Annotated in this window: 12 protein-coding genes; 5 read left to right on the top strand and 7 right to left on the bottom strand. The window is 60.5% G+C overall.

What is annotated here, in order from left to right; all coding sequences use genetic code 11:
- Nucleotides 1-139 precede the first annotated feature (139 nt).
- Nucleotides 140-1072: an ADP-ribosylglycohydrolase family protein gene (locus J7E41_RS11720; RefSeq protein ID WP_214993016.1), complete on the bottom strand. Its 933-nt coding sequence runs from the start codon at nucleotides 1070-1072 to the stop codon at nucleotides 140-142.
- 264 nt (nucleotides 1073-1336) lie between these two features.
- Nucleotides 1337-2308 (bottom strand): helix-turn-helix domain-containing protein, encoded by a 972-nt coding sequence (locus J7E41_RS11725; protein ID WP_214993019.1) that lies wholly within the window; start codon nucleotides 2306-2308, stop codon nucleotides 1337-1339.
- Nucleotides 2309-2553: 245 nt separating this feature from the next.
- Between J7E41_RS11725 and J7E41_RS11730 the strand changes: the two genes are divergently transcribed.
- The 5 genes from J7E41_RS11730 (at nucleotide 2554) to J7E41_RS11750 (ending at nucleotide 8589) form a co-directional block, all read left to right on the top strand.
- Nucleotides 2554-3087, top strand: coding sequence for a 2,4'-dihydroxyacetophenone dioxygenase family protein (locus J7E41_RS11730; RefSeq protein WP_155582135.1), 534 nt, complete (start codon nucleotides 2554-2556; stop codon nucleotides 3085-3087).
- A 22-nt stretch (nucleotides 3088-3109) separates the two neighbouring features.
- Nucleotides 3110-4360 (top strand): MFS transporter, encoded by a 1251-nt coding sequence (locus J7E41_RS11735; protein ID WP_214993021.1) that lies wholly within the window; start codon nucleotides 3110-3112, stop codon nucleotides 4358-4360.
- Nucleotides 4357-5421 carry a 2,3-butanediol dehydrogenase gene (locus tag J7E41_RS11740; RefSeq protein WP_214993023.1) on the top strand — a complete coding sequence of 355 codons (1065 nt, stop codon included), beginning with the start codon at nucleotides 4357-4359 and terminating at the stop codon, nucleotides 5419-5421. Before J7E41_RS11735 ends, J7E41_RS11740 begins: the two co-directional genes overlap by 4 nt.
- Nucleotides 5422-5463: 42 nt before the next feature.
- On the top strand, nucleotides 5464-6732 hold the full coding sequence (locus J7E41_RS11745; protein ID WP_214993025.1) for a carbohydrate porin: 1269 nt from the start codon (nucleotides 5464-5466) through the stop codon (nucleotides 6730-6732).
- Between the two features lie 192 nt (nucleotides 6733-6924).
- On the top strand, nucleotides 6925-8589 hold the full coding sequence (locus J7E41_RS11750; protein ID WP_214993026.1) for a GMC family oxidoreductase: 1665 nt from the start codon (nucleotides 6925-6927) through the stop codon (nucleotides 8587-8589).
- Here J7E41_RS11750 and J7E41_RS11755 read toward each other — a convergent pair.
- The 5 genes from J7E41_RS11755 to J7E41_RS11775 form a co-directional block, all read right to left on the bottom strand.
- Nucleotides 8575-10233 carry an FMN-binding glutamate synthase family protein gene (locus tag J7E41_RS11755; RefSeq protein ID WP_214993028.1) on the bottom strand — a complete coding sequence of 553 codons (1659 nt, stop codon included), beginning with the start codon at nucleotides 10231-10233 and terminating at the stop codon, nucleotides 8575-8577. The genes J7E41_RS11750 and J7E41_RS11755 overlap by 15 nt on opposite strands.
- A gap of 58 nt (nucleotides 10234-10291) precedes the next feature.
- Nucleotides 10292-10783, bottom strand: a complete 492-nt coding sequence (locus tag J7E41_RS11760; RefSeq protein ID WP_214993029.1) for an acyl-CoA thioesterase — start codon at nucleotides 10781-10783, stop codon at nucleotides 10292-10294.
- Nucleotides 10784-11150: 367 nt separating this feature from the next.
- The gene (locus tag J7E41_RS11765) at nucleotides 11151-12455 is read right to left on the bottom strand and encodes a c-type cytochrome (RefSeq protein WP_214993031.1); all 1305 of its coding nucleotides are present in this window, start codon (nucleotides 12453-12455) and stop codon (nucleotides 11151-11153) included.
- Nucleotides 12452-12925, bottom strand: coding sequence for a (2Fe-2S)-binding protein (locus tag J7E41_RS11770; RefSeq protein WP_169355042.1), 474 nt, complete (start codon nucleotides 12923-12925; stop codon nucleotides 12452-12454). The genes J7E41_RS11765 and J7E41_RS11770 overlap by 4 nt, the downstream gene beginning before the upstream one ends.
- A 9-nt stretch (nucleotides 12926-12934) precedes the next feature.
- Nucleotides 12935-15121, bottom strand: coding sequence for a xanthine dehydrogenase family protein molybdopterin-binding subunit (locus tag J7E41_RS11775; protein WP_214993034.1), 2187 nt, complete (start codon nucleotides 15119-15121; stop codon nucleotides 12935-12937).
- Between the last annotated feature and the right edge of the window lie 403 nt (nucleotides 15122-15524).

The raw sequence follows: 15524 nt of genomic DNA on the forward strand, positions 1-15524 counted from the left end.
GTTTCATCGGTTGGCGGGGTCTTCAATATCCGTTGTGTGCAGACTGATATCCGGTTTTTGCAGATCGCAACGGCTTGACGCTGTGGGGTGTTCTTATGGCGGAAAAAAACGCCACAGGACCTCCGGTTTTTCAAAATCCTTAAAAGTGATAGATCGCGGCAGCATTAAGATCAGCAGCCTGAAGTAAAGTGTCGGCTGTCTTCTGGATATCCTCACGCATCCACAATATTTTCAACCAGTCGACCGGGATGCCCTGAACACCGTAATAGGCACCAGCCAACTGGCCGACAATGGCGGCAGTCGTGTCCGCGTCATCGCCCAGATTTGTCGCGACCAGCACCGCCTCAGCAAAACTGTCAGTGTGGTGAAAACACCAAAGCGCTGCTTCCAGCGATGCCACCGAGTAACCAGAACCCATGATTTCGTCGCGGGTTTTCCCCAGATAACTCCCGCAGGCAATCGCCATTACCTTAGGCTCTCTCAAACTCAGATAGGCTACCCGAGAAACCTGCTCTTTCGGCACTCCGAGCAGCGAATTTGCGATGCATTCCGCCAAGACCAAGCAACACTCAATCGCCTCCATTGCCCCGTGAGTAGTGCGAGAGCAGTCGATGGTGCGTTCGCGAATACGATCGATATGAGGAAAGTAAAACAGCACCACGGGGGCCAGGCGCATCATCGAACCATTGCCTGCCGAGTATGGGTCTGTTGAGCCCGCGTACGGGTTGGCACTTTTCTGGAATGCTGCCACTGCCTCTCGAACGGTCATCCCAATGTCGAAGCACTCTCCGGTTGAACTCAGGTAGCCCCTTTTCCACCAGTTTAGATAACGCCCCATTTGATCGGCGGCGTCAAAACCATTCTTGCGCAACAAGCTTTCGGCCAGACAAAGCGCCATCGACGTGTCATCCGTCCATTGGCCTGGCCTCAGCTGGAACGGCCCACCCCCAACCATATCTGTGACTGTAGCAAAAGAGCCACGAGGCTTGAATTCAACCGTAGTCCCTACTGCATCACCGCAGGCCAGGCCCAGGAGGCTGCCGCGGTAACGATCTAAAAGCGTAATAGCCATCAATGCCCCTCACGATGAGCCTTTTCAGGGCCTATGAGCAAACAGCTGCTACCTGGTTCCATTCAATTAAAAGCGAACACTGACCTTGTGGCGAGGGGGCTTGCCGGATCGCCACAGGTTTAGTGTTCACTTTTAATTGACCGGTATTAGCCGAAAAACTGTTTTTTCAAAGACCTTGAAAGAGCTGGTCCTTACGATGCGAACTTGAACACAACGCCTGATGTTCCATGCGCAACAGTAGACGAGAACCCCCTCGGATTTTTCTTAATCACCCAACGCCAACGCGCGCACTTCGCTGGGTGTCTGCCCATAACGCGCCTTGAACGCCCGGGAGAAGTGCGCCTGGCTGGTAAAACCGTGGCGGTAGGCAACCTCCCCCACGTCCAGGCCCCTGACCTGTTGACTGCTTAACAGGCCATACGCTTGTTGTAGGCGTTTCTCTAGAATGAAACGCCGTGGCTGGGTGTCTTCCAGGGCAAACAACCGCGCCAGGTGCCGGGTAGAGATCCCGGTCTGGATCGCCACCCGCTCACAACTCAAAGTCGGGTCGGCCAGTTGGTCGCGGATGCATTGCTTGGCCGCCAACAGGTAAGAGGCGCTCAAGGCGTTGATCCGGCGATGACCGACTTGGCCAGCAATGATATTGCCCAGTAACTCGAACGCATCGTCCTGATAGCTCCCCGCTTCCTGACTCAACGGCTGCTGGAAAAAGTCTCGGGTGCGCTCGCCGAGTGTGCGTAACAGCAAGCGCTGCACGCCGGTGTGGGCGCTGATTTTCAGTGCATTGTCGAAGCGGCTCAAACAGCGGCTGGCAAAGATTTCCTGGGGCACATCGAAGATGAATTGGCGCATGGGCCCGGAAAACCCGAACAGGTAGGGTTTGTCAGTGCGATAGACCATCAACTCGCCGGGTTCCAGCAGCTGGCAGTGCCCGTTCTGAAAGAAAAACGAACCACTGCCCGTCACAAACGACACGAAAATCGAGGCCTTGGGCACCGCTCGAATCATCGAACCGTCGCGCTCCACCACGTGTTCGTTACCGACGATATGCGCCAGGTGCATGCTTTCCAGGCTCAGGTTGTCCTGGGTCGCGGTAAACCCGCCCTCACTGTAGGACGAGCATTTGAGGCCCACCAGGGTGGACGCGTTGTACTGCTCCCAAAAGGCCAGGCGCTGGTCCAGGGGAATGTTGTCGGTACTGGCTCGCCGAGTGTCGAGCATGGCGCATGGAGTCATTTTTATTCTTCTCATGGCAGCGGGAGGTTGCCCTGGCCCGGGCGAGGCCAATTCCGGGGTTTCCAGAGAACTCATTAATATCTGAACAATTGCCGATGTCAACTCATTGCCCAGGCGTAATCGACCACCGGGCAACCGGTAAAAGCGGCGTCCGATACAGGCAATCATCACGTCGGTTGCGATCAAACCGCCCACGCGTTCAAGACCTAGAGTGGCCGTGTATCCCCCACAAGCAGAGGCCGAACATGCCCGAATTAGCCAGCACCGAATTTTGGAAAGACTTGCAGCCGATCGCCAACTGCTTCAAGCCCGACGCCAAGCCCGAGGTTTACCTGCCCAACGCCGCCAGTGACGACCTGCGGCTCTATGTGCCGTTCACCGAAACCGTGTCTTCACGCCCACTGTGGATTTCCCCGAGTGAAAACCGCTGGTGCGACATCCTGATGTCCAGCCGCGCGGGCCTGGTCAATCGGCATTACCACCCCCACGAAGTATTCGCCTACACCCTCTCCGGAAAATGGGGCTACCTGGAACACGACTGGACCGCCACCGCCGGCGATTTTGTCTACGAGACTCCGGGCGAAGGCCACACGCTGGTGGCCTATGACCACCCGGAGCCGATGCGCGTGTTTTTCATCGTCAAGGGGCCGCTGATCTGGCTCGACGAACAGGGTGAACCCAACGGTTATTTCGACGTGCACTCCTACATCGACCTATGCCGCAAGCACTACGACAAGGTCGGCCTGGGAGCCGACGCTGTGGATCGGCTGTTTCGCTAAATGCGTTTTTCGGAGTACCACCATGGCTGACAACAATAATAAAGCCGGTTACGAAAACACCTTGCTGTGCGTGCTGTTCCTGACCTTTGGCTTCGTGTTTTTCGATCGTTTGGCCCTCGCGTTTCTGTTTCCGTTCATGGCCACGGAACTGCAACTGAGCAATAGCCACCTGGGCATGCTGTCCTCGGTGCTGGCCCTGGCCTGGGCGCTGTCCGGTGCGCTGGTGGGGGCTTGGTCAGACCGTCGAGGCGTGCGCAAACCGCTGCTGATCATCGCGGTGATTCTGTTTTCCCTGTGTTCGGCGCTGTCGGGGCTGGTCACCGGGTTTCTCAGCCTGCTGCTGTTTCGCGGGATCATGGGCCTGGCCGAAGGCCCGATTCTGCCGCTGTCCCAGTCGCTGATGGTAGAAGCCTCCTCGTCCCATCGACGGGGCCTGAACATGGGCTTACTGCAGGGTTCGGCAGCAGGCCTGCTGGGCGCGGTCATTGGCCCACCGGTGTTGATTGCCCTGGCTGAAGCCTATGGCTGGCGGCATGCGTTCATTGTGTCGCTGGTGCCCGGCCTGCTGATTGCCTGGTTAATCTGGCGCTATGTGCGCAACGACGAACCGCGCCTGGCGTCGAAGATCAGCAACCCTCAACCCGGCCATCGCCTGGCCTTGCTGAAAAGCCGCAACATCGTGCTCTGCACCCTGATCAGCTGTGTGTTCCTGACCTGGTTCATCATCCTGATCTCCTTCACCCCCACCTTCCTTGTCAGCGTTCGCGGCTATAGCCCACCGAGCATGGGCGCGATCATGAGTTGCCTGGGCGCCGCCTGGGTGCTCTGGGGTTTTGCCGTACCGGCGATTTCCGACCGCATCGGCCGCCGCCCAACACTGGTACTGTTTTCGCTGGTGGCCGCCTGCTGCCCGATGGCCCTGTTGTTTGCGCCCTCACCACTGATCCTTGGCGTGCTGATGGTGCTGACCTACACCGGGTTGGGCTGCTTCACGCTGTTTATGGCGACTATTCCAGCGGAGACCGTTCCCCGTGAAGTGATGGCCACGGCCCTGGGCATGATCATGGGCATTGGTGAGCTGGTCGGTGGTTTTGTCGCGCCCACCGTGGCCGGTTTTGCCGCCGATCGTTTTGGCCTGTCCATCGTGATGTGGATGTCGTGTGCCGGCGCGCTGCTGGCCGCTGTTCTGTCCTTGTTCCTCAAGGAAACTGCCCCCGCTGTGCTGCGCCGTCAGGTGGCAGCCACGCCCCTCCTGCAAGGAAACCAGCCATGAAAGCATTGCGTTGGCATGCCGCCAAAGACCTGCGCCTGAGCGAGCTGCCTGAACCGTCCCCCGGCCTCGGCGAAGTATTGGTGCAAGTGGCCTATTGCGGGATCTGCGGCAGCGACCTGCACGAATACCAGGACGGCCCGCATTCAATTCCGCAGCACACACCTCATCCGCTGTCCGGTTGCCGTGCTCCGTTGACCCTGGGCCACGAGTTTTGCGGCCAGGTGATCGCCCTCGGCGAGGGCGTCACCCATGTGCGGGTCGGGAGCCGTGTCGCGGTGGAACCCGAGTACCGCTGCGGCCACTGTGCGTATTGCCTGGAGGGCAGTTACAACCTGTGCCAGTCCATGGGATTTATTGGCCTGATGGGCGACGGCGGCTTTGCGGAGCGTGTGGTGGTGCCGGTCTACATGCTCCATCCACTGCCGGATGCAGTGAGCTTCAAGCAGGCCGCCGTCTTGGAGCCCGCCGCCGTGGCCTTCCATGCACTGAACCAAAGCAGCTTGCAGGCCGGCGACAGTTGCGTGGTGTTCGGCCTCGGCCCTATCGGCCTGCTGTTGATCATGCTCGCGCGTCTGCGCGGTGTGGAGCGCATTTACGCGGTGGACATCAGCCCGCAACGCTTGCAACTGGCCCGTGAGCTCGGCGCCCGAGAAGCGCTCGACGGCCGCGACGCCGACCTGCTGCCGCGCCTGCGAGCCTTGAGCGACGGCGGTGTCGACAGCGCGTTCGAGGCCGCCGGCAGCCAACAGACCTTGACCAACGCCCTGCACTGCCTGCGCAAAGGCGGCGAAGCGGTGCTGGTGGGCTTGATGGGTGAGGTGCAGATCGATGCCTTTCACCTGGTCAACAACGAACTCCGGCTGCTGGGCAGCGTCGGGTATCGCCATGCCTACCCGGCGCTGATCGAGTTGCTGGCCAGCGGGCGCCTGGACCTCACTCGGATCGTGACCCGCTGCGTGGCGTTGGAGCATGCCGTCGAACAAGGCTTCGAGGGCCTGTCAGCCGACAAGAGCCAGATCAAGGTGCTGGTCAATCCCACTCCGTCACTGGCGCATCAATGAACCACCCGCTCATCACAACAACAATAAAAAGAGTCCCTGACCATGAACACTCCAATGCGTTTGTGCGCCTTTTTGCTCGCGGTGTCCCTGTATCCCCAGGCCTGGGCGCAAACCCGTGAAGGCCCGCTGGCAGACCTGGGCGAACAACTGGCCGGCTACGGCGTCCAGCCCCATGTGCAGTTCTGGAGCCTGTCGATGAAGAACCTCGACACCGGCCCAAGGCCCAACAGCTTTGGCAACAGTGGCGACCTGTTTATCGGTGCCGACGTCAACCTCGGCACGCTGGTAGGCCTCGATGGCTCGGCGTTTCATGTCGAAGAAACCGTGTTCATCCTCGACCAGAGCACCGGACAACCCACTTCACGCAACTGGCAAGGCGCCGCCGGCAGCTACTTCGCCGGGGCACCGATTCACAACGACATCACCAGCAACCAGTTGAGCCTGCTGACCTTCGAACAAAAATGGCTCAACGGCCAGCTCGACCTGCACCTGGGGCGCACCAATGCCCGGCGCTATTTCTATATCTACAACTGCGACACCGTGGTCACCTGCAACGACCCGATCATCGACTCCTCCACCGGCGTACTGCCACCGCCTTATGGCGCCTGGGGCGGCTACCTGAAATACCAGGTAAACCCAAACCTGTACGTACACGCCGGGGCGTTCGAATCCAACCCAGTGGACTACCTGAAAAAGCGCAAGGGCCTGGACTTCAGCACCGACGACGCCAGCGGCACCAGCTTCCTGCTGGGGATCGGCAGCAAGCCGGGCGATGACACCACCCAGTACGAACTCAACGCTTACTTCAACTCCTCGAAGCAGGTCGATCCCTTGACCGGCGCCAGTGATCACGGCACTGCGGGCGCCTTCTTCAAGTTCCGCCAGACGCTGTGGCGCGCCAACCTGCAAGGCTTGCAAGTGTTCGGCTCGCTGTCGGCAGCGGCCGATAACAAACAGCCCTTCAGCCATTTCGCCGAAGCCGGGCTGACCTACCTCGCGCCCTTCGACCGGCCCCAGGACAAGCTCAATTTCAAGACCAGCTACCTGCGGATCAACCCGCACCAGCTGGAATTCCAGCAACGGATGCGCACCGACAACAACGGCGACCCGCGCCTGGGCGACCGGGATGTGTATGCCTTGGAAGCCAACGGTCACTTTGCCCTTAGCCGCAACTTGTCCATTGAGCCAAGCGTGCAGTACCTGATCAATCCGGACAATTTCTATAACCCTGGCGCCCGGGAACTGAGCGGGAATGGCTTCGTTGTCGGGCTGCAAGTGATGCTGGATGTCGGCTCGATGCTGGGGCTGTAGAACCACTGGCCAAAAACCGGTAGCCGCTGTCGAGGCACGAGGCTGCGATGGGACCGGGGTCGCGCTCGACCGAAGCGACCCCCGAGGGCGGTCCTGCGGCCCGCATCGCAGCCTCGTGCCTCGGCAGCGGCTACAGGTTCGTGGATTCAATGCCTATCGCGGATAAGTCCGCACCCAGAAGAGGTAACTGTCATGACTCAATCCCCTGCGCACACGTTCGACTACATCGTGGTCGGCGCAGGTTCGGCCGGCTGTGTGCTGGCCAACCGACTGTCTGCCGAGCCCGGGATTTCGGTGTGCCTGGTGGAGGCCGGGCCCAGTGATCGCACGCTGTTTCCCGGCGCCTACATCCGCACCCCGGCGGGCATCATCCGGTTGATCGCCAACCCGAAATGGAACTGGATGCATCAGTTCGAGGCTCAGTCCACCAGCAGTGAAAAACCCATCCCCTGCCCGCGCGGTCGGGTCTGGGGCGGTTCGAGTGCGATCAACGGCATGATCTATGTGCGCGGGCACCGCAGCGATTACGACCGCTGGGGCGCGGCTGGTAATCGGGGCTGGGGCTATGACGATCTGTTGCCATACTTTCGGCGCTCCGAGCATTTCGAGCCCGGTGCCTCGCCATGGCATGGGCAGAACGGTGAACTGAACGTCACCCACCAACGCAGCCCAAGTGCGGTCAACTCAGTGTTCTATGAGGCGGCGGCGCAAATGGGCTGGAGCTACAACAGCGACTTCAACGCTGAGGAGCAGGAAGGCTATGGCGCGTTTCATGTCACCCAGATCAATGGCGAGCGCTGCAGCGCTGCCCGGGCGTTTCTCTACCCGGCATTGTCGCGGCCGAACCTAACCGTACTCAGCGAAGCACTGACGCATCGAGTCCTGCTCAATGGCAAGCGCGCCTACGGTGTCGAGGTCAACCAAGGAGGACAGGTGTTTGAGCTCAAAGCCCGGCGTGAAGTGATCCTCAGCGCCGGCAGCATCAACTCGCCACAACTGTTGTTGCTGTCCGGGATCGGGCCGGCCGAGGAACTGGCGCGGCACGGCATTACCCAGCACCACGAACTGCCCGGCGTCGGTCAAAACCTGCAGGATCACCAGGACATTGTCTTGATGTACCGCAGCGACAGCGACCTGGGTTACGGGCTGTCCCGGCATGGGATATGGCCGTTGGCGGCCTCGCCCTTTCAGTACCTGACGGCGCGACGAGGCCCGTTGACCTCGAACACCGTGGAGTCAGGTGCCTTTTTACGCCTCAATCCCACAGATACTGCACCGCAGCTGGGATTGATCGTTGCACCGGCCTTGAAGAACCAGCCCCAACGCCTGATTCCCGTGGGCCACGGCATCAGCCTGCACGTGGCGGTGATGCACCCCAAAAGCCGTGGACAAGTGCGCTTGCGTTCGGCGGATCCAAGGGACAAACCTCAGGTGGACGGCAACTTCCTCAGCCATCCGGACGATCTGCACACCTTGGTAGAAGGCTTTCGCCTGGTGCGCCGATTGGCGGCAACCCCCGCCTTTGCCGAGCGTTTGCAAGGCGAGCTGGTGCCTGGGTCGAAGGTCAGCAGCACTGAGCAGATCGAGCAGTGGATCAGGGAAAATCTGGGCACCGTGTTTCACCCGGTGGGCACCTGCAAAATGGGCAATGACCCTATGGCGGTGGTTGATGACCAACTGCGGGTCCATGGCCTGATGGGGTTGCGAGTGGCCGATGCGTCAATCATGCCGACCCTGATTACCGGCAATACCAATGCCGGCGCGATCATGATCGGCGAGAAAGCCGCGGACCTGGTGTTGGGTAAGATGACGCCCGTGGTCGAACGGGACTTGCCCGTACTCTCAGGCTGTTGCTGAGGCCTCACGCCGGTCGACCTTGGCCGGCGCCGCAACAGCCAGGGGCGCAAAGCTATGGGGCTGGGCTGCGCGCCACATGCCGGCGTAGAACTCGGAATTGATCGATTCCTTGAGCAATTCCCCAGGTTCGAGGAACACGTGAATCTGTGAAAACAACCGTACCTCGGTGGTGGTCATGCGCCGTACCAGATGCTTGGGCTGCAATTGCGCGGGATGAGTCAGGCCCGCGGCACTGAGCATTTCACCGAGCGCCACCAGGGTGTTGCGATGAAAGTTGTGCACCCGCTCGGCCTTGTCCGGCACTTGCAGGGCGCGCTGGCGCAGCGGGTCCTGGGTCGCGACGCCGGTGGGGCATTTGTTGGTATGGCAGCTTTGCGACTGGATGCAGCCGATGGCAAACATAAAGCCCCGGGCCGAGTTGACCCAGTCGGCACCGATGGCCAGCACGCTGGCGATGTCGAAGGCGCTGACAATCTTGCCGCTGGCCCCCAGTTTGATATGCCCCCGCAAACCTGCGCCGACCAGGGTGTTGTGCACGAACAGCAAGCCTTCGCGCATGGGCATGCCGATGTTGTCCGTGAACTCGCGAGGTGCTGCACCGGTGCCGCCTTCCTTGCCGTCGACCACGATGAAGTCCGGCAGGATGCCGGTCTCCAGCATGGCCTTGACGATGGCCATGAACTCCCACGGATGGCCCAGGCACAGCTTGAAACCCACCGGTTTACCCCCGGAAAGATTGCGCAAGCGCACGATGAACGCCAGCAGCTCCATCGGTGTACTGAACTCGGAGTGCCGCGCGGGAGACACGCAATCGCTGCCCATTTGCACGCCCCGGGTGCTGGCGATTTCTTCAGTCACCTTGTGCTTGGGCAAGATCCCACCGTGGCCCGGCTTGGCACCTTGGCTCAGCTTGATCTCGATCATTTTGACTTGCGGCTGGCGTGCCTGCTCGGCAAAGCGTTCCGGATCGAAGTGACCGTTCAAGGTACGGCAGCCAAAGTAACCGCTGCCGATTTCCCAGATCAGGTCGCCGGCAAACTCGCGATGGTAGGGGCTGATGCTGCCTTCACCGGTGTCATGGGCGAAGCCGCCCAGACTCGCCCCTTTGTTCAAGGCACGGATGGCATTCGCGCTGAGGGCGCCGAAACTCATGGCCGAGATGTTGAACACCGACGCGCTGTAGGGCTGCAGGCATTCGGGGCCGCCCACCACCACGCGAAATTGCTGCGGGTCGCAATGATCACTGGGCAACATGGAGTGGCTGATGAATTCGAAACCGGGCTTGTAGACGTCAGTCAGCGTGCCGAAGGCTTTTTCCGCCGGCTGGTTTTTCGCGCGCTGATAAACGATCGAACGCTGGGTTCGGGAAAACGGCAATTGTTCATCGTCGCCCTCCAGCAGGTACTGGCGGATCTCCGGGCGAATGGTTTCCACCAGGTAGCGGATATTGCCCAGAATCGGGTAGTTGCGACGTACGGAATGATGGGTTTGCAGCAGGTCATTAAAGCCGATAAGGCTGAGCACACCGGTGACCAGTGTCAACCCGGTCAGCCAGGGTGACAGCGGCAGGAAAAACAGGCTGCCCAACGTAAACAGCACACATACCGCGAAGACGGCATACCGGCTCAGGAGTGACACTTTCATTGTTATTCCTCGTTGCGGGCTCAGGTTCACCCTTGAGGCCCGACAGAAAAGACAGGGCCTAGCAGGCGGCGCCCAATTCACGAATCTCGGCGTAGCGCGCTTGCAGCTCCTGGCGCCGTTGCTTGCGCAATTGCGCCTGGGCAAAACGGCGTAATTCGCCTGGGGTGTCCGGCAGCAACGGGCGCACGGGGCATGGGCGCCCGTCGGTGTCGATCGCGACCATGGTGAAATAACAACTGTTGGTGTGGCGTACCGTTCGCTCGTGGATATTTTCGGTCATCACTTTCACGCCGACTTCCAGGGAAGTGCGCCCGGTGTAGTTGACGGACGCGAGGAAGGTCACCAGCTCACCGACGTGAATCGGTTCCTTGAAAATCACCTGATCCACCGACAGGGTCACCACGTAACGACCGGCATAACGCTTGGCGCAGGCAAAGGCCACTTCATCGAGCATCTTGAGCAACGCCCCGCCATGGACGTTGCCCGAAAAGTTGGCTTTGTCGGGGGTCATGAGCACGCTCATGCTCAACTGATAACTGCCAGGTTCCATACAGACCTCTCACGATAGGCATTGTGATTGTCGCCATGTTGATCTGGCGTTCAGGCCGCAGAGGTGCGACCTAGAGGGCTGAAACGTATCAGGCATTGCAGATAGTTAGCTAGCTAACATTTGGAATAGAGACTTGCGAAACGCGTAATAATGCCAACAAAGAGTGCCTGTAGCCGCTGCCGAGGCACGAGGCTGCGATAAGGGCCGGAGGACCTTCAACGGTTTCAAGATCCTGACGACTGCTGCGCAGCCGATCGCAGGCTGCAGGTGATCGACAACCCTTGTAGCCGCTGCCGAGGCACGAGGCTGCGATGCGTGTCCGCAGGACCGCCCTCGGGAATACCGCCCCAAACCCATCGCAGCCCCGCTATTGCTTACGCTGCTCGGCCACCTGACCAGGTGTGACGGAGCCTTTCTTGCCACCGAACTGCGTGACCACATAGTTGGCGATAGCCGCCACTTCCTCGTCGGAATGGCTTTGACCGAAGGCCGGCATGGACTCGTGGTGGTCGCCGATGCTGATACGCGTACCCTTGAGAATCACCTGAACCACGCTGCGTCCTTGCGGATCGTTGCTGGCGGTACTGCCCACCAATGACGCATAAGACGACTGGCGCCCCTGCCCGTTCCACAGATGGCAACCCGCGCAGTTTTGCGCAAACAGCCGCTGACCAAACGCATCCTGCTGTTGTGCCGGAGCCACAACGCTGGCTGCCAGGGCGCCTTCAGGCTTGAGGTTGACGGCGACCGCTGCGTCACCGGCAAGGGCCGGTATGTCGCGCAAGTAAGTCACGAGGGCCTGGATGTCAGCGGGTGCCAGGTACTGCAGGCTGTGCTCCACCGCTTCCGCCATGGGCCCGGAAGCACTGCTGCGCCCTGGCGCGTGACCGGTTGCCAGGTAAGCGGCCAGTTGCTCCTGGCTCCAACCGCCGATACCGCTCTGTGGGTGCGGGGTGATATTGGCGGCGTACCAACCCTGGATCACTTCGCCAGACAGGTACTGGCCGGGTTTCATCGCAAATGCCAGGTTACGCGGGGTATGGCATTCGCCACAGTGGCCCAATGCGGTGGCCAGGTAGGCGCCGCGGTTCCATTCCTCACTCTTTTCCGGGTTGGCGGCAAAGCGTCGGTTATCGAAGAACGCCACCTTCCAGAAAGACATGCCCCAGCGCTGGTTGAACGGGAATGGCAGCTCGTTGCGCGGGTTCGGCTGTTTGACCGGCGCCAGGCTGAACAGGTAAGCCTTGATCGCCAACACATCCTCGCGGCTCAACGCCGCATAAGAGGTGTAAGGCATGGCTGGGTAGAGGTTGCCCTCAGGCCCGACGCCATCGCGCACTGCCCGCACGAACTGGTCATCGCTCAAGTTGCCGATGCCGGTTTCCCGGTCGGGAGTGATATTGGTGCCGTAGATCACACCAAACGGCAATTTGAACGCCAGGCCCCCGGCAAAGGGTTGGCCGCCAGGCTGGGTATGGCAGGCCACGCAATCAGCCGCCCGGGCCAGGTATTCGCCACGGGCCAGAGGGTCGGTGATCTGTGCCGGCGCACCGGCAATCGGCGCGGCAGGTTCAGCTCCTACCGGCCGTAGCACGACATACAGGACATAGACGACCACCAACGCCGTCAATGCGACCAGCAACCACAACAGGCGCTTCCACGCGCCAGTCATGACGGCTGCCCTTTGTCGAGGGCACCGGAAGCCTCGTGGATGGCGGCACGAATCCGCACATAGGTGGCACACCGGCAGACGTTACCCGACATGGCCGCATCGATATCGGCATCGCTCGGCGTGCTCTTCTGCATCAACAGTGCACTGGCACTCATGATTTGCCCGGACTGGCAGTAACCGCACTGCACCACATCCAGATTGACCCAGGCCTGCTGCACCGCCTGGCCCACCGGCGTGGCGCCGACGCCTTCGATGGTGGTCAGCTTCTTGCCCTGCGCGGCAGACACGGGCAGCACGCAAGAGCGCACCGCCACACCGTCCATGTGCACGGTGCAGGCACCGCACATGGCCATGCCGCAGCCATACTTGGTCCCGGTCATGCCGGCTTCGTCACGCAGGAACCACAGCAGTGGCATGTTGGGGTCGCCCTCGAAGGACAGCACCTGGTCATTCACGGTCAGATTGATCATGGTTATTCCTTATACGCTGGGCCGCTGCAGAGGCAGGCTGAGGGACGAACGGGGCAGTCCAAGCTGGGCCAGGGCGTTGCCCACCGCCGGAGCGATGACCGGCACACCCAGTTCGCCCACCCCGGTGGGCACCTCGCCGGACGCCACGATGATCACCTCGATCTGCGGCATTTCGTCGATACGCAGGGGTCGGTAGTTGTGAAAATTGCTCTGCTCGACAATCCCGTCCTTGAGGCTGATGTTGCCGTGCAAGGCAATGCCCAGGCCGTAGCCGATGCCGCCTTCGATCTGGGCACGCACCACATCGGGGTTGACCACGATGCCGCAATCCACCGCACACCAGACCTTATGCACCCGCGGCACGCCGCCCTCGCCCAGGGACACCTCGGCGATCTGCGCCACATAGGTACCAAAAGCCTTGGCCACACCGACGCCACGCGCCCTGCCCTCGATCACGCCCGGGCCTTGCCAGTTAGCGGCCTTGGCCACCGCACGCAGTACACCCGCCTCGCGAGGCGCATTGCCCATCAGGGCCAGGCGCCCGTCTACCGGGTCTTGTCCACTTTCGTGCAGCAATTGGTCAATAAAACTCTCGACGGCATGCCCGGTATGGGTGCTGGCCACCGAACGCAACGAGGTGGTCGGTACCTTGCCCGGGACAATATGCGCGTCGCAACGAAAGTGCTCGAAGGTGTAGGGAATCTCGCTGGCGCCTTCGACCATCATCAGGTCGACGCCATTGACCACCAGCGCATCCATGGCGCTGTTGCGCGTCCAGGAATGGCCAACAATGGTGTCGGTCCAGGCGACCACTTTGCCGCCACGGATCGCTCCGCGCAGGCGGTGCAGGATCATCGGCCGGTACCAGCCGTTGCGCAGGTCGTCTTCGCGGGTCCAGACCACCTTGATTCCATGGCCGGGACCGATGCCCTTGGCCGCTGCGGCCATGTCGGCCGCCAGGTCCGGCCCCAGCACCAGGTTACCCAAATCGATACGGCGACCGAAGCTGCCGCCCGCCATGATGGTTTCGATCTCGACCTTTTCCGGTGGCAACTGGAACAGATCGCACAGCTGTTTGTGGTCCAGGGTCTGGATCTGGCAACCATAGCGGGCCTTGACGGTGTTGCCGTCCCAGAACAGATAGCCGCCCAGCGGCTCCATCGGCGCGTGGGCCACATAGGGGAAGCTGTACTCGGCTTCGATCACCTTGTCGGCGTTTTTGAAAGCGTCATCGGGCGTCCCGACGACTTTTGCCGTCACCCCGGTTTTCTGCGCCACTTCACGGAACTCAGTGAAGATCTGCTCAGTGCTGCGCATTTCTGCCTGGCTGTCGTCCCACTCGACTTTCAGCTTGTTGCGGCCTTGAATCGCCGCCCACGTACCCTTGGCGTAAACGGCCACGCCGGTATCGACCTGCTTGACCGCCACCACCCCGGGCACCGCCAGGGCTTCGGTGGCGTCGAAGCGGCGGACCTTGCCGCCAAAACGCGGTGATTTGGCCAGGGTGACGGTGAGCATGTCGGGTTCGTGGATGTCTTCGGAAAACTGCGCCGTGCCGTTGGTCTTGCCCAACGAATCAACACGGTGCACGCCCGTTTGTTTACCGATCAGGGTGAAGTTCGCCGGGTCCTTGAGGGTCAACGAGGCAGGATCCGGGGCACTCAAGCGGGCGGCCTGCGCCGCGAACTCGCCGAAGCCGGCTTCACGCCCACTGGCCGCGTGGCTGATGCGCCCCTGCTTGACGCTGATCTGCTGCGCCGGCACTTGCCATTCCTTCGCCGCCGCCTGGACCAGCATGGCCCGCGCCATGGCGCCCATGCTGCGCATCTGTTGGTAGGCATTGGCCACCGAGCTGGAACCACCGGTGCCCTGAAAACCAAAGGTCAGGTTCTTGTACACCGCCGTGTCCACCGGTGCCGCGACGACTCGCATCTGCGACCAGTCGGCGTCCAGCTCTTCGGCCACTAATGTAGCCATGCCGGTGTACACGCCCTGGCCTATTTCGGAATGCTTGCTCAATACCGTAACGATGCCGTCTTCACCAATCTGCACAAAGGCATTGGGTACAAAAGCGGCTTCGTTATTAACGCCGGACTTGGCTTGCGCGCCCTTGCCCGGAAGATAGGCACCAATAACCAATACGCTGGAGCCCACAATAAACTGACGCCGAGACAGCGAGACTTCAGAAGTGCTCATTAAATAACTCCATCCTGGTGATCGACGCGACAGATGCCATACCGCACACCACCTGCAGCCTGTTCCCGTTTCAATCTATTGATGACACACATTACTCGCAGGCACCGCAAACAACCAAGTAGCGGCGGCCAAACTTTACATAACCGGCCAAAGCTTAATGATAAGGATTTTTATTTAAAACAAACAGACTAAGTTATGAACAACCCACAACCGATTCTTTGCGGATACATGTGCAAGTTGTCTGACAGCGTATTTGATCAGGCAGGGGTAACTTGGAGATAGAACGAAACTAGCAATTTCTTGCACAATCCTGTCAATCGAGCCGCAAGGCTGTTCACTTAAGCAAAAACGCCGCTTACCCCGAGATGGGCAGGACGGTACCTACAGGGGCCATGCCGATCAC

It is taken from the genome of Pseudomonas fluorescens (assembly GCF_018614655.1).
In the GTDB taxonomy this organism is placed as follows: Bacteria; Pseudomonadota; Gammaproteobacteria; order Pseudomonadales; family Pseudomonadaceae; genus Aquipseudomonas; species Aquipseudomonas fluorescens_BX.

Coding starts and splice junctions, on each gene's coding strand:
- J7E41_RS11720 (WP_214993016.1), bottom strand. CDS start 1,072: ATGGCTATTACGCTTTTAGATCGTTACCGCGGCAGCCTCCTGGGCCTG.
- J7E41_RS11725 (WP_214993019.1), bottom strand. CDS start 2,308: ATGACTCCATGCGCCATGCTCGACACTCGGCGAGCCAGTACCGACAAC.
- J7E41_RS11730 (WP_155582135.1), top strand. CDS start 2,554: ATGCCCGAATTAGCCAGCACCGAATTTTGGAAAGACTTGCAGCCGATC.
- J7E41_RS11735 (WP_214993021.1), top strand. CDS start 3,110: ATGGCTGACAACAATAATAAAGCCGGTTACGAAAACACCTTGCTGTGC.
- J7E41_RS11740 (WP_214993023.1), top strand. CDS start 4,357: ATGAAAGCATTGCGTTGGCATGCCGCCAAAGACCTGCGCCTGAGCGAG.
- J7E41_RS11745 (WP_214993025.1), top strand. CDS start 5,464: ATGAACACTCCAATGCGTTTGTGCGCCTTTTTGCTCGCGGTGTCCCTG.
- J7E41_RS11750 (WP_214993026.1), top strand. CDS start 6,925: ATGACTCAATCCCCTGCGCACACGTTCGACTACATCGTGGTCGGCGCA.
- J7E41_RS11755 (WP_214993028.1), bottom strand. CDS start 10,233: ATGAAAGTGTCACTCCTGAGCCGGTATGCCGTCTTCGCGGTATGTGTG.
- J7E41_RS11760 (WP_214993029.1), bottom strand. CDS start 10,783: ATGGAACCTGGCAGTTATCAGTTGAGCATGAGCGTGCTCATGACCCCC.
- J7E41_RS11765 (WP_214993031.1), bottom strand. CDS start 12,455: ATGACTGGCGCGTGGAAGCGCCTGTTGTGGTTGCTGGTCGCATTGACG.
- J7E41_RS11770 (WP_169355042.1), bottom strand. CDS start 12,925: ATGATCAATCTGACCGTGAATGACCAGGTGCTGTCCTTCGAGGGCGAC.
- J7E41_RS11775 (WP_214993034.1), bottom strand. CDS start 15,121: ATGAGCACTTCTGAAGTCTCGCTGTCTCGGCGTCAGTTTATTGTGGGC.